Raw genomic sequence first — 24,018 nt, forward strand, 5'->3', positions numbered from 1 at the left:
GCCAGTGGGGAGAATTACTGGCCGCCTCCGGGGAGAACTGAGTGGCCGTTGACACCAGGGCGCCGCCAGGGGTCGGGAGCACAGCGCGTGGGACAGTGCGCGACTTCTCCAGGAGCCGTCCCATCCCGTCGGCGTACTCCTTCAGAGTGCGAGCTCCGCAGAAGTAGATGTACTCCGAGATCGACGTGTCCCCATACGCGCCGGCTACCTCGACGAAGTCCGCGGGCAACTCGACCGACCAGTCCCTGGCGATCGCCTCGATCAGCTCTCCTTCGCCGCTCCGCACCGGTGCCCCCAGGAGCCCTTCGAACTCGCCAACCGCCCTCATGCCCAGCCCCCGTCTCACAGCAGCAACACGGACATGATCCCTGACCTCTACGGAACAGCGTCAGGCTCCCCAAGCCACCAGTTCAGGCGGCGGCCCGGTTGCGGATGCCGGTGGCAGCCTGACGGTGGGCGGCGCGGCCTGGTCCCGCGAGGGCGCGGGCTTGGCGGTCCCGACCTGGGACGGCAGGGCAGACGGTGCGGCGGCGACACCGAGGGCATCCGTCAGCCGGTCCGCTGCCGTCCCCGCGCCCCGCAGCACGGCGCGGACCGCTTCAGGGTGAGGGGCCTCCACCACCGCCCGCGGCCACAGCCCCTGCGGATGGCCGGAGGGGTTACGACGGCACCGGCTATGTGAGGGTGGGGCGCGCGGCCGCGGCCGGACCCGGGCCTCCGCCCGGGTCCGGCCGATCAGCTCACGGACACCCGTTTCCGTGTTCGCGGCGGGTCAGGCGTTGACGCGGCGCAGGTGGATGCGCTTGCCGTACCTCTGGGCCAGCCAGATCCGCCGGTTCTCCGCCTTGGTGCCCAGGCGCAGGTTGTCGAAGTGGTGCTTCTTGCCGTCGGCGGTGTGGACGGTGACACGGGCGCGTTCCAGGCACCACTCCGGGGTGGAGCCGGCGTCCTCGGTGACCTGTCTCTCGTGAACATTCCGCGGCCCAGTGATCACCAACCGACGCCCAAACCGGCAGACAAACGCTGCTGCTGAACGTGAACAAAGCCACCCGGTCACCCGCTGACGACCAACCGCTGCCACCACCCCACCCATTCACCGGCAGTCGATGCCTCCCGGGGGCGGTCGGCAACGGAGCGTGAACAGGTCGGTTCGGGTCGATCCGTGCGGCGGGTCGACCCGCGCCGCGGCGACGCGGGCGTTCGGGGCGGGCCCTCCCGTCAACGGCGGTCCGCGGTGTCAGCCCCTCGGGCCGGGCGACCTCCGCCTCACCCGTACGGCGGTGGCGGGTGGCGGTCCGACGGCGCGTCACCCCGGTGACCTGCTCGTTAACACTTTTGTCGGCACGGGGAATCTGGACATTGGATGCGTTCCGTCGCTCTGTCACCACTGATCCTTCTGCCGGGCCGCTGTCACCATGTGTCGCGAACAGTGGGCAGCGGACAGGACGGTGGGTCGTCGGACGACGCCCACCGTCCGTCCCTTCAGCGACGAGAGGTTGCTACGTGACACGCCATGCGATCGGGCATCCACCGCAGCTCCTCACCGGGCAACGCAAGGCCGCCGGATCGGAACCGACCGGTGCGGACGTACCGGGTGGCGCTCCGGAACCGGCGACGGTGCCAGCGCCGGCCGTGCCATCCGGGGACGCCGGATCGCTGCCCACCGGCCGGCCGGTGGCCCCGGGGATCGCGCCCGAGCCTGCCGCGGAGGCCGAACTTCTGGTAGCAGCCTCGTTGTTGCTGGCCGAGGCCGCCCTGACCGCCCGGCAGGCGAGTGCGGAACTCACCGGGGCCCTCAGTAGCTGGCGGTCGGGCCTGCGCGCCCTGCGCGACCCGGCATGGGCCGTGGGCAGCGTACTGGCCTGCGCCCGCGCCCTGACCGGCTCGCAGGGGCTCGGCTTCGGCGCGAACGGCGGCATCGTGGGGGAGCTGGCCCGCGTCGTCGGGAACGTGACCTACCGGCGACCCGCCGCCGTGGCCATGGCGGTGGACGCCTTCGCCCTGCGCATCGCCGCGGCGGCCGCAGCCCATTCGAACCTGGACACCCCGTGGGCCCGTCGGCTCACCGACGCCACGGTGCGCGGCGATCGCCTGGAGGCTCTGCGCGCCTTCCTCGCACTGGTCGAGCGGTTCGGGGTGACCCGCGCGCTCACCACCATCAGCCCCGTCGTCATGGAACTGCTGGCGCTGACCGGGCTGCTCGACGAGAACCCGGTCAACGACGGCTTCTCCTGGGTGACCCTGGCCGGAGGGGTGCCGACCACCGATCCCTTCCTCGGCCTGCCCAGCTCGCTGCTGGCGCGCTTCAACCCGGGGCCCGGCCGGGCCGAGCGCACGGACGCCGACCCCATCCTCGCCTCCCGGCTCGCCCACTCCTCCAATGACCTCGTCAGCTACGTCGACGACATCGGCGCGCTCGGCAACCACGGGCTGGTGCTGCTGCGCCGCATCGCGTGCGAGGACGGGAGCGACCGCTACGTCCTGCTGTTGCCCGGGACCAGCTTCGGACTCCTCAGCAACAACACCCCGCAGGACGTCATCGGTGCCTTCGACGGCCTGCTGCGCATCGACACCACCTACACCCGGGCCGTGAAGGCCCTTCTGGCCCGGGCGGGCGTACCGGCGGGAGCCGAGCTGATGCTCGTCGGTCACAGCCTCGGCGGTCTGACCGCCATGAACCTGGCGTCCGAGGTCGACGTCGCCTCCGAGTACCGGATCACCCACGTCCTCGCGCTGGGTTCGCCCATCGACGCCAAACGCCCCGCCGACCACACCACCCAGGTCATCAGCCTGCTCAACGAGCACGACGTGATCCCGACCCTGGACGGCCGTGGCCCGGCCTCGCCCAACGACATCCCGGACCACTGGTTGGAACTGACCTGGCTGGACGAGACGTACGACTACCCGCTCTCGCACGCCCCGCAGGCCTACTCCGACAGCCTCCGCGGTCCGCAGGCGGCAATGCGCGACCAGGTCAACACGCTGCTGCGGCTCTACGACGGCGCCATCACGGTGAACCAGCCCTACATGCTGCGCGACAAGTGACCCTGAGGACGCCCCCCATGAACAGCACCCGCCCCGGTCCCCCCACCCCGCCCGGAACCCCGCCCGCCGCCGTGCCCCCGCCTGCGGTGACGGGTCGGCGGCCCCGCACCGCCCGGCCGCTGGAGAACGCCGTGTTCAGCATCGCGATGCTCGGCCACCGGTTGCCATGGACGGATGCCCCGGCCCGACTGCTGGGGCTCGACGCCCTCACCCGGGAAGGGGCCACCCGGCAGCTCCTGGCCCACCTGCGGCGTACCCGCGGCGGCGCACCCGTACGCCTGAGCACCCCCTTCGGTGCCTTCCTCGTGCCGCTGACCCCGCAGGACACCGCCGACCTGCTCGCCCGTGGCGCCGACGGCGCCGCCCTCGGACCCGCCGTACGACTTACCGCCGCCGGCCATCGGCGCGGCCTGTACCCGCACGCCGACACCCCGCCCGGGGCACTCCCGCTCGCGGGCGGGGCCGACGACGCGCTCAGCGAACTGCTCGCCGACGAGGTGCGGCGCCTCCTCGACCGGCGGCTCGGCGACGGCACCGTCAGCCGCGAGGACTGGCGGGACGGGACGGCGCGGGCCGCGCGCCGGGTGGTGCTGGGCGCGTCGGCGGCTGAGGACCGGCTGTTGAGCGAGGTGCTGCGGCGTGCCGGAGAGGGGGCGGCCCGTCGTGAGGGACGGCGGCACGATGCGGCGTTGCTCCGCCGGCTCACCTCCTACCTCGTGGATCCCGACCCCGCATCGGTAGCCGCACGCAGCGCTACGTCACAGCCCGCCGACGACGCCGCTCCCGCCCTCGCGCACCTGCTCGACGTGGTGTCACGGGCGACGGCCGACACTGCTGCCCAGGCCCTGGCCCTGCTCGGGGCGGAGGCCGCCGACACGCCCTCGCACGCCGTGGCTTCGGCCCTCGACCGCTACCCGCCGATCGAAGCGGTAGTCCATCCCGTCCGCTCGGACTTCGTCTGGGAGGGCCTCGCCGTCGCCGCGGGAACCGAGGTCCTCGCCATGCCCTTCCGGCTCCAGGGGAGCGCCGCTCCCGCCCTCGCCCTGGGACGGCCTTGCGGCGCGGCGGGCGCACCGGCCCTGTGCGGGGCGTCGACGACCTGCTCGGCAGCGGACTTCGCGGTGCGGGTCGCCGAGGAGGTCGTCGGCGGCGTCGCAGCGGCCGGCCGCCCCGTGCTGCTGGCCCCCCGCTTCACCCGTGACCGGCTGCCCCAGAGCCTCGACCCGGACGCGCTGCGGGTGGCCCTCGGCTCCGTGCCCGGGCCGCGCTCGGCAGCGAGGGCGCACCACGTCGGGAGCGCGGCCCGGGCGGCCGTCACCGACCGCGGCTGCCCGCCTGCAACATACGGCTCGCTGGCCGCGGCCAGCGCCGACCTGCTCGACCGGCACGCGCAGGACCTGGAGGACTGCGCCGCGCACACCGGTTGGAACTCCGATGCGGAGGGCGAACGCTTCCGCACCGTCCTGCTGGGACACGCGGAACGTTGTGCAAGGGCCGCCGCCGACGTTCGGCGGGCCGCCCGTCGGCTCGCCGACTGAACGCTCCCTGGGGCCGTACGGACCGTACGGCCCCGCAGGCATCGCCGGGCGGCGCACCGCTCACTCCGGGGCGGGCTCACGCCAGCCGTTCTCCCGGTCGATCATCTCCTGCACCGTGTCCTGGACCTCGACGCACAGACGGCGGGCGGCCTCCGAGCGCGCCCGGATCCCCTGGGGCCGCGCCGGCGCGGGCAGCGGCTCGCCGATGACGATCTGCCACTTGGAGGGCAGTGGGAAGGGCGAGGTCAACGGTAGGTAGGGGAGGTCCAGGAGCCGGGCCAGGGCCGGCAACTCGCCCAGTTTCGGACTGGATTCCTCCGCCCCGATGATGGCGACGGGCACCACCGGCGCGCCGGCACCGATGGCAGCCACCGCGAATCCCGCGCTGAACGGCTGGAGCCGGTAGCGGTCCCGGAACGGCTTCTCCAGTCCGCCGATTCCCTCCGGGAACACCGCGACCAACTCACCGTTGCTCAGCAGCTCCGCCCCGGCCCGCAGGTCGACGGGCACCGCGCCCCGCCTCGTGGCGTAGGCGCCGAGCACCGGCAACCGGAACACGAGCGGGGCCGCGAGCACGCTCATCGGCCGCCGCAGCGCGCGGGTGAGGGCCTTCAGGAACACGAAGGCGTCCAGCCCCCATGCCCCGGAATGGTTGGACACGATGACGGCCGGACCTTCGGTCGGGATGTTCTCCAGCCCCAGTAGGTCGAGGCGGAAGTAGTCGTCGATGAACCATTCGAGGAGCCGGTCCCAGGCGTCCTGACCCGCTTCGCTCAACAGCCCGCGCACGAAGCGGACCTCGGGCCCGGCCAGATCGAACACATCCGCCATGTTTGTCGACACCCGTCTGCACCTCGGTCCGGCGGCACGTCTACCCGCGCCGGCCTGAACCTTTCGCCGGGTCCAACGGCCATGGCGGCGCTTGAACACGAAGATGGGCCGGATCAGGTGTTTCGCACCTTCGTTCCCCACCCGCCCTCCAGATGCGAACGAGAAGCACACCTGCCGCAGCCCCTCGCGCCTCACCGAGGCTGCGGTCGCTTGCGAGTGCCGGCTGTGGGCGGCTCGAGCGACCGGGCTGGCCGCCGGGGGCGGGTTCACATCCGTCCGATGGTGCGGACCGCGATGGATCGGTGCCCTGCTCTCCGGGGCTGGGCATGTGTCGGATGGTTGCCCAGGCCTTGCCGGCCGCGCATAGGACGTGCCTGGCCGGACCCCCGCTCCCCGAAGAAAGCCGGGCGCTCGGCGGGCTTCTGACATTGAACCGGCTCGTGCGGTAGTCCAACCCGCATTCGACGGCGGCGATCCGGGGTACGGCGGGTGTTCCGGTCGTGAGCGGTGACGACGCTGAGCCGGTCTCCGATCTCCTGCCCGTACGCTCTGGCGTTTTGGGCCGGCGCGACAGCCGCAGTGCCCGGGGTCCCGCCGAGGTACTCGATGCCGGACGGGCCTTCGACGACGGTGCGGGCACCGATTTCGGTGAGCGGGTGCCCGGCGGCGACGGTGGCCTCGACCTGCCCGGCGGCGAGGTGGCGGGTCCGGATGCCGCGGGCGGGCATGTGGATGACCGGCCGGGTGGTGCCCTGGTCCGGGGCGATGGTGTTGCTGCCGCCACCGAGGACGAGAAGCCGAAGCCGCGCCCCACGCAGGCCGACACGTGGATCGCCGACCTCAGCGCCGCCCAGCAGTTCTTCGAGCGCGAGGGCCACCTGACCGTGCTCCGCAAGCATGGCGAGACCGTGCTCTCCGAAGACGGCGGGGAGCTCCAGTTCCGGCTGGGCCAGCTGTGAGGACATCCGCCGGTACATCGGCGGCGTGCGCGGCAGCACGCCCTCGGCTGCGAGTCGGTACATGACCTGCCTCAAGGTCACCTTGAGCGGCGCGTACCCGTCCACGATCTCCCGAGCGCGGTCCACGACGAAGGGCCACCGGATCCGCTCACGAGCCGTACCGGTACATGTACCCCTGCGGCGCCGCCAGCCCGGACACGGGACAGACCTCTTCCTCCGGCTATCGCGGACAAAGAGGTTTCGTTTTCCGAAGGGGGCTTGCCCACGACCCCTGAGCTGCACAGATGGAAGATCACCAGATTCGGGGGGTCCCACCTCCGGTCACACCTGCGGTCCCTCGCCTAGTGCACCCCTGCAGACAACCCTCCAGCCGCCCTCCGGTGCAACCTTCTCCGGGGCGAGCGCGGCCTCCAGGCGGTCCAGGCGTTCGTAGAGGGCGCGGACCAGACGGGCGCGGTTCTGGACACAGTGCACGCTACCCTCGATCGTCGCGGACAGCCGATCTTCTGCCTTGCGCAGGACGACATCGGCGAGCGCCCGGGGCCCGCTGCTCTTCGGCAGCCGGCTCGCGCGGCGCCGGACGTCGGAGGCGACCGCGCGGGCGTGGCCGGTCAGCTGGAGGCCGGGTCGCGGCGCACGGGCGCGCGTAAAGACGGCGATGACCTTCTTCGTGCTGCCGTAGCGCGTGGTGAAGTAGACCTTGTCCGCTTCCTGCGAGGTGGAGAAGTCCGAGTTCAGCTCGATCTCGACGCTGTGCGGCGAGATGATCGCCACGTCCTTCTTCGCCGTGCCGGGGTAGGTCCGGTTCGGCACCAGCTTGACGCGGCCGTGGGTCTCGCCCTCGTCCCAGTCGGTCGCAAGTCCGAGGTCGACATCAGGCATGTGGATTCCCCCTCCCGAAGGAGACCGTTCCGCAAACGGTGACCGCATCTGATCACAACGGCCTGAACCGCCTTCTTGAAACCAGGGGCACGGCTGTGCCATCGGAAGACCAATTCGCATGCGGAAGAGTAGGGTCGCCCACTTTGCCCGGTTGTTCCGAGGCGCGCTGTACGGCGAGGACACGCACGTGGAACGCGGGACGTCCAGTGGTGTCCTGGCCGTTCTCATACTCAGCGAAGCCATCCCCCGCGACGTCGAGAACGGGTGGTCCCCTCGGCCAAGAGCGAAGCCCCAATGGCTCGCCGGCACTCTCGGGCAGGCGCGGCGCGGGCCAGGCCGGCTCCCAGCGCCAGGCCGCCCACCGGTCGGCCTCCGCTAACGGCCCGGCCCGTTCCTCGATCATCGCCAGGACTTGCGCGCGGGCGAGGTCCACCGCCCGGTGCTCGATGTCGGTCACGATGCCAGGCGCCGCACGGTGTCACCGGGCCCGGAGGCATCGACGGACCGCTGATGAGGGGCTTGAGCACCGGCTTCACCCGGGCCGGAAAAGCTCTCCGTGACGTGGGTGTGGCAGCTCGGTGCGAGGCAAGGCCGACGAAAGCGTGAGCGGAGGGGCTCGCACGTGATCGACACCAGCGACATCGACGTCTTTCTCGGCCTGGACGTCGGCATTGGCGAACACCACGCCACCGCCGTCACCTGTGGCCCAGCTCCTGGCCGCCACCCTGGACGGCATCGCGGCTCCCACGTTGCTGGACTTCGGAGCGGGTACGGGACAGGTCACCCGCGCGCTGCTCACCGTCCTGCCGCCCGGATCCCACATCGACCTCGTCGACCCGGACCGTGGCCTGCTCGCCGCGGGCTTGGAGGGCCTGCACCCTGATCTGGGGAGAGCGCACGGCGGTCGCAGACGTGGTCGCGGCGGAGGACTTCACCCCGGTCACCCCCCGGCCACCGTCGCCGACCGGGTGGCCGCGCCGGGGCCGACTCCGAGCTGTGCTCGGGCCCGCTGGGCCTGGCCGCCGCGCTCGCGCGCTGGGGCGCCGACCTGGCCACCGGGTCGGCGGCCGGTTCCGCCAGCTGACGGAGCGCGGGTCAGCGCAGCGCCGCCGGTGAAGAGGCGTTCGGGACGGTCAGGCGCGGGGTGCCGGTGCCGTCCGCGGGCACCGTCCAGATGTCGCCGGCCCTGCCGTCCGCGCCCGGCAGGGCGTAGGCGAGGGTGCCGTCGTCCAGCCAGGCCGCCTGGTCGTCGACGCTGCGGGTTTCGGCGAGCGGGGTCTCCCGCATGGTCCGCAGGTCCAGGACGTACAGCCGCCAGGGCGCGGCCGGGTCGTCGGACACCTTCTTCTTGAAGGCGACGCGGGTGTTGTCGGGCGAGAGCGAGGGGCACTCGGCGTTCTCCCGCAGGACGCGTGCGGACCACTCCCCCATGTTGCCCTCCACGAGATGGGTCCGGCCCTTGGTGGAGACCGTCGCGTAGAAGCGGTTGTCGTCGCGGGCGAAGGTCACCCCCCAGTAGTTGACGTCGGGCGCGTGGTAGCGGGCGCCGTCGAGGGTGAGGGGGATCTGCTCCATGGACGTGACGAGGTAGCCGGTGCGCAGGTCGAGGATGGCGGTCCGGGTGGAGAAGGCGCTGGTGGCGTACGAGTCTCCGGTCGCGAAGACCGTCCAGGACAGCATCCGTCCCGAGGCGGAGACCCGGGCCCGGTTGGGAACCCCGGGCACGGTGGTCCGGCGGACCTCGCGCAGTTGCCGGTCGAGCACGATGGCGTACGTCTTGGGCAGGGCGCCCGGTTCGGCCCGCAGGCACAGGGCGGTGTCCCCGGCGGCGTAGAACCGGTCGCAGGAGGGGCCTCCGGTGACGCGCGGGGCGGCGGGCGCGTCGGCGGCTCCGGGGAGGGCCTGGTGCGCGACGCGTCCGGTGGCGGAGTCCCGGTAGTACAGGGCGGGGTGGTCCAGCGCGAAGGAGGCGTCCGCGGCGGCCGCGCGGGTGGCGGGGCGGTTCCCGGCGTGCAGGACGTACCCGGTGGCGCCGCCGGCGAGCACCAGCGCCACGGTCACCACGATCGCCGTACGGGCCCGGGCGCCCAGCGCGGTCACGGGTCCGGTGGACCCGGCTCGGTCGGTCATGCGGTGTGCCTTTCGCGGTCGGACGGGGCGGGATCCGCAGGGGCGGACGGGGTGGGGCCGGACGGGGAGCGCGGCAGCAGCAGCCAGCCGCCGCCCAGCGCGGCGCACAGCAGCGCGAGGGCCGCCCACAGGGCGGGGTCGGGCCCCCACACCGTCCAGACGGCGCCGAATCCGACGCCCGCCAGCATCCGGGCCAGTGCCTGGCCGGTCTGCAGGAGGGCGAGGCCGCGTGCCGTGCCCTCGGCGGGCAGCGTGGGTCCGGTGAGGGCCATCAGTACCCCGTCGGTGGTGGCGTAGAAGGCTCCGAGCAGCGCGAGGACGGGCAGCAGGAGGAGCAGGGCCGGGGCGTCGGCGGCGGGGGCGAGCAGGGCCGCGTACACGCCGAGGAGCGCGATGTGCCCGTACAGGAAGGGCAGTCGGCGGCCGACCCGGTCCGCGAGCCGGCCCGCCGGGACGGCGAGCAGCAGGTACGCGGCGGCGCCGCCGAGCGGCAGCAGCGGGAACCAGGCGACCGGCAGGCCGAGGCGGCGCTGGAGCAGGAGGTAGACGAAGGAGTCGCCGATGGTGGCGGCGCCCAGCAGCGCGGCGGCCGCGAGGATGCGCCGGAAGGCGGGGTCGCGCAGGGCCGCGAAGACGGTGCCGGTGCGGGGGGCCGGGCGCGCGGCGGGGGCCGGCTGGTGCCCGGGCACGTACAGGACGAGCAGCAGCACTCCCAGGAGGCCGACGCAGAAGCTGACGACGAACACCGCGTCGTAGGCTCCGGCCGTCGCTCCCAGCAGGGCGAACGCGGCGAGCGGGCCGAGCAGGGCGCCGGTGGTGTCCATGGCCCGGTGCACGCCGAAGGACCGGCCGAGCGTCTCGGGCGGGCTGCTCAGGGTGATCAGGGCGTCGCGGGGCGCCGTCCGGATGCCCTTGCCGACGCGGTCGGTGGCGAGGGCGACGGCGATCCCGGCGGTGGCGCCCCCGGCGAGGAGCAGGCCGAGCCGGGAGCAGGCGGAGAGCGCGTAGCCGAGGCCGGCGATGCGCTTGTGGCGGTTGCCGCGGTCGGCGGCGTGGCCGCCGAGCAGCCGCACGAGGGCGGTGGCGCCGTTGAACAGGCCGTCGAGGAAGCCGAATTGGAGGGGGGAGAGACCCAGTCCGATGACCAGGTAGAGCGGGAGCACCGCCGTGACCATCTCGGAGGAGATGTCGGTGACGAGGCTGACCGCGCCGAGTGCCAGGACGGTTCCCGGGACCCGCCGGCCCGCCCCGCCGGAGCGGGGCGGAGCCGACGTGTCCGGGCGGCCTGTGGTCGCCAGGTACATCAGTGGCAGGTGTACTTCGGGCTGGTGTCCTTGGCCTTGCCGTCGGTGCCGACGTAGCTGAAGCTGTAGCCGTTGTCGGTGAAGTCGAGCTTCAGCACGCCGTACTGGCCGCTGATCCGCTTCTGGCTGTTGGGCTGGACGTTCTCGATGGGGTAGGGCTCGGCGCCGCCCATGCCGCCGACGATCTCGGTGATGCCGTCGGCGGTGGCCTTGCCGTTGGGGTCCTGCGGGGCGAAGCGCTCGTAGTGGTGGTCGTGGCCGTTGAGGATCAGGTCGGCCTTGGCGCCGTAGAGGATGTTCCAGACCGGCTTGCCGACCGGGTCGTTGCCGTGGCCGCCCGAGGAGTAGAGCGGGTGGTGGAAGTAGGCGGCGATGCACTGCTTGCCGTTCTTGGCGAGGTCCGCCTTCAGCCAGTCGATCTGCGCCTTCTGGTCGAAGGCGTTGGAGTCGAGGGCGACGAAGTGCCAGTTGCCCTCGTCGAAGCTGTAGTAGCTCTTGCCCTGGGGGTAGGCGATCGACCCGAAGTACGCCTTGTACCCGGCGAGGGAGCCGGCCGGGTCGTAGGTCTCGTGGTTGCCGGGGACCGGGTGGGTCTTGTCCTTGAAGGCGCCCCAGGTCTTGTCGTAGTAGGCCCGGTAGTCGGAGATCCGGGCGTCGTCGTACTGGTTGTCGCCCATGGTCAGGTAGAACTTCGGGTTGAGCTGCTTGGCCAGGGCGGCGGTCTTCGGGTGGGCGCAGGAGCTGTCGGAGGCGGTGCACTGGGCGGCGATGTCACCCGCGGCGACCACGGTGAAGCCGCCGGTGGGCGGGGGTCCGTCGTCGACGGTGCCGTAGACCTCGACCTCGTGCAGCGAGTAGCCGTACGAGGTGCCCCGCGCGGTTCCGTAGACGCGCAGGTAGCGGCCCTTGCCGGAGAGGCCGGCCCAGTCGTCGGTGCCGCCGCTGCCCGCGGTCTCGTTGGCGAGGCGGGTCCAGGTGGTGCCGTCGGCGGAGATCTCGACGCGGTAGGCCTTGGCGTACGCGGCTTCCCAGCGCAGGGAGACGCGACTGACGTCGGCGTTCGCACCGAGGTCGACGCGGATCCATTGCGGATCCTTGCCCTCGACGCTCGCCCAGCGCGTGGCCGGGTCGCCGTCGAAGGCCTTCTCCGCGCCGAAGTCGGAGGATTCGGAGGAGGACGCGGTGGCGGGCCTGCCACGCGAGATGAGGGGGTCGGTGGCGGCTCCGGCCCGTTCGGGGAGGGCGAGCAGCAGCCCGCCGACCAGGAGGAGTACGACGGCGACCAGGGCCACCGGGCCGGGCCGGGCGGGCGCGGGTACTAAGGCGTTCAGGCGCATCCTTGGGGCTCCTGCACTGAGGGAGGGGGTGAGAGCTGGGCACCATTTCCTGGCGTCGCCACCCGCCCCCACGCGGGCGGGCGGCGGCGCCACGGCAGCCGGGTCAGAGCTCTCGCTGAGCGCGTCACGCCCGCTTGATGCGGACACCGCGCCGAGCCGCCGCCGGGAATGCTAGCGAACAGGAAAGTTTCCTACCAGTCCCCTGACGCCCCTCCCGCGTCCCTGTTTTCACGGTCGTCCGCGAGGCCCGCGGCCTGCGCCCGCCCCGCACCCGGCCCCCGCCCCCGCCCCCGCCGGAAAGTCTCCGGCGGGGCGGACGACGGGCGCGCCCGACGGGGGCCTCCGTCAAGAGGGCCCCAGGGCGCCCTTGGCCGAACGGTGACGCGGTCGACGCGCATACCTGCCGCCGCCCGCATGGGCTCGGGCGTGACCGTCATCGTCTTGATCGTCGTCGCCGGTTTCTCCGGCCCTCGATGGACCTTGATCATTTCTGGCGGACCTGCAGCTCCCGCTGACCGAGCCGGAGAACGGCAACGCGATCCACGGGCTCCTCAGGTGGGTACCGTGGCGGCTGCTCGCCCGCGCCGAGGACGCGCTCACGGTGGGCACCAGCCTCTTCCCGCAGCCCGGGTACCCGTACCGGCTGGAGGTGGCCGCCGGGTACCGGCTCGGCCGCGACGGGCTCGAAACCACCGTCACCGCCACCAACACGGGCGACACGGCCGCCCCCTACGGCGTGGGCCAGCACCCCTACCTGACCGTCGGCACCGACGTGGTGGACACCGCCCTGCTGACCGTGCCGGCCCGGATCCGTCTGCGTACCGACGCACACGGCCTGCCGGCCGGTGAGGAAGCCGTGGACGGCACGGAGTACGACTTCCGCGAGGCCGGGCCCATCGGCGCGGTGGGCCTGGACACCGCGTACACCGGCCTCGACCGGGACCCCGCCGGCCACTGCGCGGTCCGACTGGCGCACCCCTCGGGGCGGCGCGGCACCGACGTACGGCTCCCCGAAGGCGCCCGCTACGTACAGCTGTACACCGAAACTATTCATGCTCGGCCAAGCACTTGGGTCACTACTGAGCATCCCCTTCCCGACGGCAAACCGCCCTCGCGGGACCATCGCCGCGACTGACATCGTTCGATCACCGAGAGATTCCGCTGGCCCGGGCGGCGCCGGTATCGTGGCGCTCGCGATGGCGCCCCTACCCGCGGGATCTCCTAGTTTGGAAAGGAGTTCGCCGTGGTCCTGGAGCTGCCCGCCGACCGCCGCGCGCCGGCTCGCTGGCGTCGAACAGACTGGGGAGCCAGGTGTCTGGACGAACACTTCGTCAAGGCGCCCGGTGCGCCGCAGTGCACGAGGAAGCAACGGTGGACACGTCGTCAGATAAGTCTGCCCAACCACCGGCTGATCCTGTGCGCGGACGACTTCGTCATTTTGGACTTGGGCCACCCGAGCACTTGCCGAGGCACTGCTCCCAGAAGTGGCGGACGTCCCCTCCACCGTCAGCTTACGGCTGTCGGAGGAGAAGACATTGATCACGCACATACACAAAGGCCTCGACAAAGCCAGGCCCTGGCCCGCATGCTGATGCGCCCGGCAGGACGTGGAGTCGGGGTGTTCACCGCCCACTCGCGCCTGCGCTGCGCGCTCTCCCGCCTCTGCCGCCCTGGCCGTCGCCAGGGCGGCGGTCCTATGTCCGGTGGCGCTCACACCATCTTGAGGCCGCCGTCGACGGTGAGGACCGTACCCGTCGTGTGCGTGTTGCGAGGGCTCGCCAGGTAGGCCACTGCCTCCGCCACCGCCTCAGGCTCGGCGAAGGATCCGATCACCTGCCGGGTCAGGAGTTCCGGCTGCGCCCCGTCGCGGAGCACCTCGGTCAGATCGGTCTTGACGATGCCGGGAGCGACCGCATTGACGAGGATTCCACGGGATCCGAGTTCCACCGCCATGGCCTTGGTGAACGCCTCCAGGCCACCCTTGGACGCGGCGTAATTGGCCTGGCCTTTTCCGGGCTTACTCGCGGCCGCGGAGGTGATGTTGACGATGCGTCCGGAACGCTGGCGCAGCATGGTGAGTGCGACGGCCTGGGTGAGGAACATCGGGCCGACGAGGTTGGTGGCGATGACCTGGTGGATGTCGTCCGCCTCCATGGTCAGCAGGAGCTTGTCCCGCGCTATGCCCGCGTTGTTCACCAGAATGTCGATCCGGTCGAACTTCTGGTGCACCGCGGCCACCAGCTGCCGTGCGGTCTCGGGGCGGGAGATGTCGCCGGGGAACAGTCCGACCTTGCGGCCGAGTGCGGCAATGTGCTCGGCGGCTTCCTCCGCCTGTGACTTCGAGCTGTGGTAGTTGAGCGCGATGTCGCATCCGGCTTCCGCCAGCCGGACGACCGTCGCACGGCCGATGCCCTTGCCGGCCCCCGTCACGAGCGCGACCTGTCCTTCGAACTCCATGTGCTGTTCTGCTCCATCCGTTGCTTACGGGAGATGACCGGACGGCGGTTCGAGGACCGCCGGCGACGGTGGTGCCCCGGCACGCGGGCCCGCACCGTGTACCGGCCGGGTGGTCAGCGGGACTGTCGGTGGGTCTCGGCGAGCCGCTCCAGCACGGGGACGGTCTCCGCAGGGGTGGGGTTGGACCGCATCTCGGCCCGCAGCCGGTCCGCGGCCTGCTGGAGGGAAGGCTCGGTGAGCACTCGCTGAACCGCCGCACGCAGTGTGGCCGCGTCCAGGGCCTCGGGCCGGATGAAGATGCCGGCGCCCAGGTCGTCGAGCTGCCGGGCCCTGACCGGCACGTCCCAGTGCGCGCCTATGACGATCTGCGGAACGCCGTGCAGGAGGGCTGTCGCCGAGGTTCCGGCACCACCGTGGTAGATGATCGCGGCGCAACTCGGCAGCAGCACGTCCATCGAGACGAAGTCGACGATCCGGACGTTGTCGGGGACCTCCGTCAGGTTCTCCCGCTGGATGCTGTCCAGCGTGGCGATGATCTCGATGTCGAGGTCGCCCAGCGCCGTGAGCAGGTTCTGGAAGCGGACGATGTCCTTGCCGTGGGTCTCGCGCCCCGACACTCCCTGGGTGAGGCAGACGCGCGGTCGCTTTGGCTTCTCGGACAGCCAGCCGGGTACGACGGCAGGGCCGTTGTAGGGAACGAAGCGCATGGGCAGGATCGGCTCGCGAAGGTCGAGCCGGACGCTCTCCGGGCCCGGGTCGATGACCCACTGGCCGTTCAGCAGTTCCTCCAGCCCATCTCGGGCCGCCGGGAGGCCCAGCCTCTCCAGGGTCCAGCCGAGCCACTCGGCCATCGGGTCCTCCCGGTGTTCGGGAGCCTGCTGTGCCTTGGCGTCCAAGAACCGTTCCCGGGCCTGACCGATGACATCGGGTCCCCACAGGATGCGGGCGTGCGCCGCGCCCACGGCATGGGCGGCGACCGCTCCGGCATAGGTGAAGGTTTCCCAGATCACCAGGTCCGGCTGCCAGGAGCGGGCCAGCGCGACGATGTCGTCCATCGTGGAGTCGCCGTTGAGCGGCGCGAAGCACAGCGAGGTCAGAACGGTCTGCTGGCCGAGCAGATGTTCCCAGGACCGCGCCTCGGGCCGCTCCTCGGCGAAGTCCAGTCCCTCCTGATACGGGGTGATGTCTCCGCCGATCTCGGCAAACAGCTCCATCATGTCTTTGTCGTCACCGACCGGCACGGCGGTGAGCCCGGACCCGGTGATGATGTCGGTGATCCGGGGCTGGCTGGCCACTCGCACCTCGTGGCCTGCTGCTTTCAGGGCCCAGGCCAGCGGCACCAGGTGGTAGTAGTGCGTGTTGTGGGCAATCGACGTCATCAGGACGCGCATCGGCTTGTCTCCCCGTTCGGCAGTCGGTGTTCGTCGCGGGTGCTCATGCCGGACCCGCGTCGGTCAGTGCCCCAAAGCCCGTCCGGGCGACGGGGAGGCGGGCGTAACCGAGCGTGACAGGTGCCCGCCTGAGGCGTACCGCGGTCCCGCTCGGCCGCAGGCCCGGTGCCTCCTGCGCGAGCACCCGCAGCGCACCGCGGGAGAGGGCGCGAACCGTCCGAGCGGCAGAGGTGGAGTGTGCATCGCCGAGGAGCCCCAGGGGGACGCCGACGCCGTCGCCCTGTTCGGGGGCGCCGGTGCCGTTCTCCGTCGGGGCTGGGGTGACCGCCGGGTCGCGCTGGGCGGCAGCGACGAGGATCGCCACATGCCCGTCCGCGGGGATCGGCACTCCGGCCAGTTCGACGTCCTCCTGCGCGATCCTGCTCTCCACCCGCACCGGCGGCTGCCGCCACCAGGTCTCCGCTATGACGGCGTCGGCCTCCTCCGGGTTCTGGCAGAGGGCGTCCCACTGCCCGGGAGAGCTGCCCAGCGCCTCGAACGCGTTGCAGATGAGCGCATCGGCGGGTGCGGCCACATCGACTGCCAGAGCGAGAGCCGCCTGAGCGGACCGTGGTCCGCCCTCGCCGAGGTGGCGCGCGAGCAGTTCCCGGAACTCGGCCGCTGCTCCCAGGCCGGTCCGTGTGATGTCGAGAGTCTGCGGGCAGAGCCGGCTGTCGAGGCTGCGGGCACAGTCGGCCAGCAGTTCCTCGAACCGGCTGCGCCCGGCTGCGGGCAGCCCGAGGAATTTCGCCAGAACCTGTGCCGGCAGGCGTCGCGCGAAGTCGGCAACGAGGTCGAAGTCGGCGCCGAGCCCGCCCAGGAGGGTGCGTGACACCTGCTCGGCGAGGGCCTCCACGGCCACCTCGTCCTGCGCCGACACCGCCGGCTCGGCGTCGGTCGGCATGCCGCCCTGCTCCCGTGCGCGGGCCGGACCGGTCTCGGGGCCTGCCGACGGGAGAAGTTCCGCGCGGTGCCGTCCTCCCGCGCGGGTCAGCGCTCCGAAGCGGGCGTCGGTCAGGACGGAGCGGGCGAGCGCGCCGTCCGCGATCACCCAGGTGTCCAGCACCTCGCTGTGGAACACCGGTCCGCGTGCGCGGACCTCCTCCTCGTAGGGCGTGGTGTCGTCCCGCTGGGCGCGCAGGATCAGCGCGTAGGGGTCTCCCTGCGTTCCTGCGAACCAGTAGCCCACGTAGGTTCGTTGAAGCCTGCGGCCGAGTGCGGACGGGGTGGTCCACTGCGCTGTCACGGGAGTCCTCCAAGGTGTCGCGGTGTACGGAAAACAGGGGAAGCAGCCGTCCGGCGCCCGGCGCGGTTCTCCCCGGGGTGGCTCACAGGGTGTCGAGCCAGCTGTGGACCGCCGCCGCGAGGTGGCGGGCGTGCTCGGTCATCAGCGTCAGGTGGGTGCCCGGCACGTCGACGGCGGTGTGGTCGCCGCCGGCCCAGCGTGCCCGCCAGCTCTCCGGTTCCCCGGACCACTGCCCCACCGGCTCCGTCGCGCGCAGGAACAGGACCGGCGCCTTCGTGGGCCTCGGCACCCACTCCAGGAGCATCTGGTTGTAGGCGCCCATCGCCGTCAGCCGGGAGTCGTCGATGGACACCACGGAACGCTGCATGACCCAGTCGAGCATCTCGTTGCGCCACACCCCCATCGCCCCCGGCGAGCTGGGGAGATAGACGTCCGCCAGGATCAGCGCCGTGGGACCCGCGCCGCGCTCCTCCAGTCGGCAGGTCAGCGCGTGTGCCAGCGCCCCGCCCGCCGAGTGGCCGAGGAGGGCGTAGGGCCTGTCACCGGTGTGCCGCAGCACCGCGTCCGCCTGCGCGTCGAGCAGCCCGTCCAAGGAGCCGGGCAGCAACTCGTCCTCGCGGAAGCCGGGCTGGCGCAGCGCCGACACGGTCAGCCGGTTGTCCAGGGCCGCGGCCAGTGCGGTGAACTCCTCCGGACCCGACGCCACCGCCGTGCCCGCGCAGCAGATCAGCTCCGGTCCCGCACCGTCCGCGGTGGCCAGGGGTACCGGAGCCGGCTGCCATGCGGCGGCCGCCTGCCCGAGGGTTTCTCCTTCCGCGAGGACCTGATCGGCGGCGAAGGCGGGCCGGAAAGCGGAGAGTTCGGCGAGTGTGCCGATGAACGGCTCGGCCCGGCCGAGCCGCACGGCCCGCCGGTACATCGCCACCAGGCTGCTCTCACCGGCCCTGCCCGGGCCTTCGGCAGGCGTGCCGTCGCTGCCGGCGGCCGCCAGGGCGGCCGCCAGGTGCCCGGCCAGTTCCCTAGGGGTGGGGTGTTCGAGGACGAGGGTGGACGGCAGCTTCAGCCCGGTGGCACCGGTCAGGGCGGCGCCCAGTTCGATGGCGGCGAGCGAGTCGAAACCGATGTCGCCGAAGGGGGTGTCGGCCGGTACGTCCTCCAATTCGGCGTGGCCGAGTGCGGCCGCCGCTTGTGTCCGCACCAGCACGAGCAGGTCCTGCGCACTCAGCGTGGGCCGGGTCGCCGGACCGGTGGTCTTCTCCGCGTCGGCCGGTCCGGCCGCCGTGCCCACCGCGGGCGCGCCGGGCCCGGCGTCCCTCGCGGGCACGGGGGCCGCCGCCTCCAGCCAGAACCGCTGGCGCTGGAAGGCATAGGTGGGCAGTGTGACGTGGCGGGCGCCGGTGCCGGTGTAGAACCGGGACCAGTCCACCTCCACGCCGCGCGCGTAGGCCGTGGCGAGCGCCATCAGGAGGGTACTGCCCTCCGGCCGCTCCCGGCGCATCACGGGCACCAGCGCGGCCCGCGCCCGGCCGGGCGCCTCGGCGGACGTGTCCCCGGCCGGCTCCTCCTCCAGGGTCTCCAGGGCCAGGCCGCAGAGCACGGCGTCCGGCCCCAGCTCCACGAAGGTGCTGACGCCGCGCGCGCGAGCGGCGCACACCCCGTCGTGGAACCGGACGGTCTCCCTCGCCTGCCGGACCCAGTAGTCGGCGGTGGTGAGTTCCCCAGCCTCGGCCGCGCGGCCGGTCAGGCCGCTGATCACGTCGAGCGTCGGCTCGTGGTACTCCACGGCGTCCGCGACCCGACGGAACGCTTCCAGCATGGAGTCCAGACGAGGGGAGTGGAAGGCGTGGCTGACGTTCAGGCGCTTGGTCCGCACGCCGTACTCGGCCAGCTCCTCGGCAAGCGCCGAGACGGCGTCCTCGTCCCCGGAGACGACGATGGAGCGGGGCCCGTTGACGGCCGCCACCGCGATGCGGTCCTCCTGTCCGGCGATCAGCTCCCGCACCTCGTGCTCGGCGGCACGGACCGAGAGCATCGCGCCGTCGGCCGGCAGTTCCTGCATGAGTCGGCCGCGGGCGGCGACCAGTGCGCAGGCGTCCGCCAGCCCGAACACCCCGGCCACGTGGGCAGCGGCCAGCTCGCCCACGGAGTGACCCAGCAGCACGTCGGGGCGCACCCCCCAGCCTTCGAAGAGCCGGAACAGCGCGACCTCTACGGCGAACAGGGCGGCCTGGGCGTATTGCGTGCCGTCGAGCAGCGCGGCCTCCGGCGAACCGGCCTCCGCGAACATCACCGTCGACAACGGCCGGTCCAGATGGGCGTCCAGATGCTTCGCGATCGTGTCCAGCTCCCGTGCGAACGCCGGGTACTGCGCGTACAGCTGCTCCGCCATGCCGGGTCGTTGACTGCCCTGCCCGCTGAACAGGAAGGCGGTACGCCCTTCGCCCTGCACGGTGTCCCGCACCGCCCCGCCCGGGTCGCGGTCTTCCGCCATCGCCTTCAACGCCCCGAGCACGTCGGCACGGGAGCCGCCCTCGGCGGAGGCGTCCGCGAGCAGCACGGTCCGGTGCTCGAAGTGGGTGCGGGTCGTGGCAAGCGAGAACCCGACGTCCAGCGGGTCGAGGTCCGGGTGCTGTTCCAGGTGTGCCGCCAGGCGCGCGGCCTGCTCGCGCAGCGCCGGCCTCGTACGGCCGGACAGCGTCCACGGGACCAGGGCCGGCTGTCCCGCCACGGCCTGCTGCTCCGCTTCGAGCTGTGCGGGCGGCGCCTCTTCGAGGATGACGTGACCGTTGGTGCCGCTCACGCCGAACGCCGAGACTCCGGCCCGCCGGGGGGCGCCGGTCCGCGGCCACTCCACCGTCTCGGTCAGCAGCCGCACCTGTCCGTCGCCCCAGTCGACGTGCCGCGTCGGGCTGGTCACATGGAGCGTGCGGGGAAGCACACCGTGCCGCAGCGCCATCACCGTCTTGATGACGCCGCCCACTCCGGCTGCCGCCTGCGCGTGGCCGAAGTTTGACTTCAACGACCCGACCCACAGGGGGCGTTCGGGGCTCCTCTCCTCACCGTACGTGTCCAGCAGGGCCTGCGCCTCGATGGGGTCGCCCAGCCGGGTACCGGTGCCGTGCGCCTCCACCGCGTCGATCTGGCCGGCGTCGAGCCGGGCGTCGGCCAGCGCGCGGCGGATGACTCGCTGCTGGGAGGGTCCGTTGGGTACGGACAGGCCGCTGCTGGCACCGTCCTGGTTCACCGCCGTACCCCGCACGACGGCGAGGACCCGATGTCCCTTGCGTACCGCGTCCGACAGCCTCTCCACCACCAGGACCCCGACGCCCTCGGCCCAGCCCGTACCGTCCGCCGCGTCGTCGAACGCCTTGCAGCGCCCGTCCGGGGCGAGCCCCCGCTGCCGGGCGAACTCCACGTAGGCGGCCGGGTTGGCGAGCACGGCGACTCCGCCGGCCAGGGCGAACTCGCACTCCTCGCGGCGCAGCGCCTGCACCGCCAGGTGCAGTGCCACCAGTGAGGAGGAGCAGGCCGTCTCGACTGTCATGGACGGGCCTTCCAGGCCCAGGAAGTAGCTGATCCGGCCCGACAGGACCGCGTCGGCATTGCCGGTGAGCAGGTAGCCCTCGGACCCCTCCGGCAGACGTCCCGACGCGGCCGCGTCGCCCGGCACGTAGCCCTGGTTCGCCGCGCCGACGAACACACCGCCCTGGCTGCCGCGCAGCGCGCGCGGGTCCAGCCGAGCCTGTTCCAGGGCTTCCCAGGACGCCTCCAGCAGCTGGCGCTGCTGCGGGTCCATCACGGTGGCCTCGCGCGGCCCTATCCCGAAGAACGCCGCGTCGAAGTCTCCCGCGTCGTACAGGAACCCGCCCTCGCGGCAGTAGGTCGTGCCGGGGACCGACGGGTCCAGGTCGTAGATCCGCTCCACGTCCCAGCCCCGGTCCTGGGGGAAGGGACCCACCGCGTCCGTCCCCGACACGACGAGTCCCCAGAGGTCCTCGGGCGAGCGGACCCCGCCGGGATAACGGCAGGCCATGCCGACGATGGCGATGGGCTCGTGACGGGCCGCGAGGAGTTCGCGGTTGCGTTTGCGCAGCCGTTCGGCGTCCTTGACGGAGGTGCGCAGTGCGTCGAGCACCTTTTCCTGGGACAGAGCCATGAGTGGTCTCCTTGCTGAGCTCCGGGCCGTGGCCCGGTCAGGTCTGTGTGGTTCGTGCGGCCGAAGGCGGCGACGGCACGGCGGGCCCCGGCGGCGCCCGCAGCGGTCAGGAGTCGGACTGGTTGAGGACGAGGTCGACCAGTGCTTCTGCGTCCAGACCGTCGACGTCCGCCAGGGCGGACTCCTCGTCCGGCGTGGCCGCGCCGCGATTCGGCTCGTCGCCCGGCAGGTCGGCCCGGCCGCCGGACTCCGTTCCAAGTCCGGCGAGTTCGAGCAGACCGTCGAGGAGGCCCGCGGCCCGCAGCCGGGCCAGCGGCACGTTCTGCAGTGCCTGCCGGATCTCCGCCTCCTGCGCGGCCTCGTCGCTCGGCACCGCCAGCAGGACGTCGAGGCGGGCTGCCGCGGCACGGGCGTTGGGGTGGTCGAACGCGAAGGTGGCGGGGATCTTGGTGCCCACGGCCGCACCGAGCTTGCTCGCCAGTTCCACGGCGGTGATCGAGCTGAACCCCAGCGTTCGGAACCCGGCGTCGGGCTCGATGTGCTGCGGCCCCGGGTGACCGAGTACTGCGGCGGCGTGGCGGCGTACGAGATCGAGCAGGATCTCCCGCCGGTCGTCGCCCGTGGCCCGGGCGAGCCTTGCCAGCACTCCCTGGTCGGCTGCACCGCCGGGCCGTGCGCCGCCCGAGAGGCTCTCCGACGGTCCGCCCGCCGGTCCGCCCGGCGCGGTACGCACCCCGGGCAGGTCCGCGATCAGCGGGCTGGGCCGGAAAGCGGTGAACGACTGTGCGAACCGGGACCAGTCGACGTCGACCACGCTCACGCAGGTGTCTCCCCGGTCCAGGGCCCCCACCAGGGCAGCGACGGCCGACTCGGGCTCCATCGCCCGCAGACCGAGGGCGGTGAGGAATTCCTCGCCCTGTTCGCCCGCCATACCTCCGCCGTCCCACAGCCCCCAGGAGACCGATGTGGCGGTCAGTCCCTCCGCCCGGCGCTGTTCGGCCAGCGCGTCCAGTGCGGCGTTGGCGGCTCCGTATGCGCTCTGCCCGCCACTCCCCCACACGCCTGCGCCCGACGCGTACAGCACGAACGCGTCCAGTTCCTTCTCCCTGGTGAGGTCGTGCAGATGGCGTGCCCCGACGACCTTGCCCGAGACTACGGCGGCGAGCCCTGCCACATCCGTCCCGGCGAGCGGCGCCGAGTGCGGGACACCGGCAGCGTGGAACACCGCCGACAGTGGCTGCCCGGCCGGCAGGGTGTCCAGCAGCACCCGCAAAGCGTCCCGGTCCGCCACGTCGCAGGCCGCGACGGTCACCTCCGCGCCCAGCTCCTTGATCTCCGCTGACAGTTCCGCGGCTCCTGGTGCGCCGTCGCCCCGCCGCCCGGCCAGAATGATGTGCTCGGCGCCGTTGCGGGCCAGCCACCGTGCCAGATGGCCTCCGAGGGATCCGGTTCCGCCGGTCACCAGAACCGTGCCGCGCGGCTGGTAGCCGCCCTTCGCGGCACGGCGGGCGGATACGGAAGGGCTGGAGGCGGGCAGCAGCCTGCGGCCGTACGCGCCCGACGCCCGCAGCGCCACCTGGTCCTCGGTACAGGTCTCCGACAGCACACGGACAAGCTGCCGCCCTTGCCGTCCGGCATCCCACGCCTCCCGGGGAAGGTCCACCATCCCGCCCCACCGGGTGGGGAGCTCGAGCGCCGCACAGCGGCCCAGGCCCCAGACCTGGGCGCCGGCTGACGACGGGCGCTCGGCGAGGGACACCGCGACCGCCCCACGGGTCACGACCCACAGCTTCGGCTCCACCCCCCGGGCCACGTCCGCGTCCAGATCCGCGCACGACTGCGCGAGCAGCATCGTGGCTGCCGTGGCACGGTCGACGCCCGGATGATCCGGGTGCTGCCGCTCATCGGTGCCCAGGAGGGACAGAATGCCCACGAGGGGTTGCTGCTCTTCGGTCGCGGTGGTGGTGAGCCGTGCCGACAGGTCGGTGCGGTCCGTCGCCGTCACGTCGACCGTGAGGCGGGAGACCGTGGCGCCGTGGGTGGTGAGGGTCTGCTCGACGTCGTGGGCGACACGTGTGCCGTCCGGGTCCAGGTCCTCGGGTACGACGAGCAGCCACCGGCCGTCAAGACGCACCGACTCCGGCAACGACAGGCCCTTCCACGCCACGCGGTAACGCCAGCTCTCGATTCCTGACGCTGGGGCGGACTCGGTCACCGCCGCAGAAGGACGCGACTCCAGCCAGTAACGCCGGCGTTGGAAGGGGTAGGTGGGCAGGTCGATGGTCCGGGCGCCGGTGCCGTCGAAGAGTGCCGGCCAGGTGACACCGACACCCTGGACGAACGCCTCCGCCACCGACGTCAGGAAACGCCGAAGACCACCCTCCCCACGGCGCAGCGAACCCACCGCACACACCTGCCGGCCCACGGACTCCGCCGTCTCCTGCACCGCACCCGTCAGCACCGGATGCGCACTGGCCTCCACGAACACCGGGAAACCATCCGCCAGCAGACACTCCACCGTCTCCTGGAACCGCACCGGGCGACGCAGATTCCGGAACCAGTACCCCGCATCCAGACCCGCCGTGTCGATCGCCGCGGCCTCCACCGTCGAATAGAACGGAATCTCACCGCTCCGGGGACGGACACCCGCCAGGACCTCCTCCAGCTCGGCTGCCACCGTCTCCACATGCGCCGAGTGCGAGG

General features: G+C 72.4%; 16 protein-coding genes and 1 pseudogene. 4 read left to right on the forward strand and 13 right to left on the reverse strand.

All coding sequences use genetic code 11. The annotated features are described in order from the left end of the window. Both ACZ6ZT_RS33875 and ACZ6ZT_RS33880 read right to left on the reverse strand, forming a co-directional pair. Window positions 1-328, reverse strand: a pseudogene (locus tag ACZ6ZT_RS33875) (hypothetical protein); the annotation flags it as partial. 444 nt (window positions 329-772) lie between these two features. After that, window positions 773-994 (reverse strand): hypothetical protein, encoded by a 222-nt coding sequence (locus ACZ6ZT_RS33880; protein WP_469724222.1) that lies wholly within the window; start codon window positions 992-994, stop codon window positions 773-775. Between the two features lie 638 nt (window positions 995-1,632). On the opposite strand from ACZ6ZT_RS33880, the gene ACZ6ZT_RS33885 reads away from it, so the two are divergent. Continuing rightward, window positions 1,633-3,045 carry an alpha/beta hydrolase family protein gene (locus tag ACZ6ZT_RS33885; RefSeq protein WP_469724224.1) on the forward strand — a complete coding sequence of 471 codons (1,413 nt, stop codon included), beginning with the start codon at window positions 1,633-1,635 and terminating at the stop codon, window positions 3,043-3,045. Window positions 3,046-3,062: 17 nt separating this feature from the next. After that, window positions 3,063-4,583 carry a cytochrome P450 family protein gene (locus tag ACZ6ZT_RS33890; RefSeq protein WP_469724225.1) on the forward strand — a complete coding sequence of 507 codons (1,521 nt, stop codon included), beginning with the start codon at window positions 3,063-3,065 and terminating at the stop codon, window positions 4,581-4,583. 60 nt (window positions 4,584-4,643) lie between these two features. On the opposite strand, the gene ACZ6ZT_RS33895 is transcribed toward ACZ6ZT_RS33890, so the two are convergent. Next, on the reverse strand, window positions 4,644-5,426 hold the full coding sequence (locus ACZ6ZT_RS33895) for a lysophospholipid acyltransferase family protein (RefSeq protein WP_469724227.1): 783 nt from the start codon (window positions 5,424-5,426) through the stop codon (window positions 4,644-4,646). A gap of 488 nt (window positions 5,427-5,914) precedes the next feature. Between ACZ6ZT_RS33895 and ACZ6ZT_RS33900 the strand changes: the two genes are divergently transcribed. Beyond that, a complete protein-coding gene (locus ACZ6ZT_RS33900; RefSeq protein WP_469724229.1) occupies window positions 5,915-6,373 on the forward strand; it encodes a hypothetical protein in 459 nt (152 codons plus the stop codon). Between the two features lie 321 nt (window positions 6,374-6,694). Here ACZ6ZT_RS33900 and ACZ6ZT_RS33905 read toward each other — a convergent pair whose 3' ends face one another. The 5 genes from ACZ6ZT_RS33905 to ACZ6ZT_RS33925 form a co-directional block, all read right to left on the reverse strand. After that, window positions 6,695-7,498: a DUF6342 family protein gene (locus ACZ6ZT_RS33905; RefSeq protein WP_469724231.1), complete on the reverse strand. Its 804-nt coding sequence runs from the start codon at window positions 7,496-7,498 to the stop codon at window positions 6,695-6,697. Between the two features lie 452 nt (window positions 7,499-7,950). After that, a complete protein-coding gene (locus tag ACZ6ZT_RS33910; protein ID WP_469724248.1) occupies window positions 7,951-8,199 on the reverse strand; it encodes a hypothetical protein in 249 nt (82 codons plus the stop codon). A gap of 151 nt (window positions 8,200-8,350) precedes the next feature. After that, entirely contained in the window at window positions 8,351-9,385 is a 1,035-nt protein-coding gene (locus tag ACZ6ZT_RS33915) for a TolB family protein (RefSeq protein ID WP_469724232.1), read from the reverse strand. Then, window positions 9,382-10,689, reverse strand: coding sequence for an MFS transporter (locus ACZ6ZT_RS33920; RefSeq protein WP_469724234.1), 1,308 nt, complete (start codon window positions 10,687-10,689; stop codon window positions 9,382-9,384). The genes ACZ6ZT_RS33915 and ACZ6ZT_RS33920 overlap by 4 nt, the downstream gene beginning before the upstream one ends. Then, window positions 10,689-12,026 (reverse strand): discoidin domain-containing protein, encoded by a 1,338-nt coding sequence (locus ACZ6ZT_RS33925; protein ID WP_469724236.1) that lies wholly within the window; start codon window positions 12,024-12,026, stop codon window positions 10,689-10,691. The genes ACZ6ZT_RS33920 and ACZ6ZT_RS33925 overlap by 1 nt, the downstream gene beginning before the upstream one ends. A gap of 511 nt (window positions 12,027-12,537) precedes the next feature. Between ACZ6ZT_RS33925 and ACZ6ZT_RS33930 the strand changes: the two genes are divergently transcribed. Next, window positions 12,538-13,161, forward strand: coding sequence for an aldose epimerase family protein (locus ACZ6ZT_RS33930; RefSeq protein ID WP_469724246.1), 624 nt, complete (start codon window positions 12,538-12,540; stop codon window positions 13,159-13,161). A 575-nt stretch (window positions 13,162-13,736) separates the two neighbouring features. On the opposite strand, the gene ACZ6ZT_RS33935 is transcribed toward ACZ6ZT_RS33930, so the two are convergent. From ACZ6ZT_RS33935 to ACZ6ZT_RS33955, 5 genes are all read right to left on the reverse strand, one after another. After that, on the reverse strand, window positions 13,737-14,483 hold the full coding sequence (locus ACZ6ZT_RS33935) for a 3-oxoacyl-ACP reductase family protein (RefSeq protein ID WP_469724237.1): 747 nt from the start codon (window positions 14,481-14,483) through the stop codon (window positions 13,737-13,739). A gap of 113 nt (window positions 14,484-14,596) precedes the next feature. Beyond that, window positions 14,597-15,874, reverse strand: coding sequence for an activator-dependent family glycosyltransferase (locus ACZ6ZT_RS33940; protein WP_469724238.1), 1,278 nt, complete (start codon window positions 15,872-15,874; stop codon window positions 14,597-14,599). Between the two features lie 43 nt (window positions 15,875-15,917). After that, window positions 15,918-17,159: a cytochrome P450 family protein gene (locus ACZ6ZT_RS33945; RefSeq protein ID WP_469724240.1), complete on the reverse strand. Its 1,242-nt coding sequence runs from the start codon at window positions 17,157-17,159 to the stop codon at window positions 15,918-15,920. A gap of 82 nt (window positions 17,160-17,241) precedes the next feature. Next, the gene (locus ACZ6ZT_RS33950) at window positions 17,242-21,315 is read right to left on the reverse strand and encodes a type I polyketide synthase (RefSeq protein WP_469724242.1); all 4,074 of its coding nucleotides are present in this window, start codon (window positions 21,313-21,315) and stop codon (window positions 17,242-17,244) included. 106 nt (window positions 21,316-21,421) lie between these two features. Then, window positions 21,422-24,018, reverse strand: a 2,597-nt coding sequence (locus ACZ6ZT_RS33955; protein ID WP_469724244.1) for a type I polyketide synthase, incomplete at its 5' end; no start/stop codon positions are given.

This window comes from Streptomyces sp. NPDC102258, assembly GCF_055584685.1.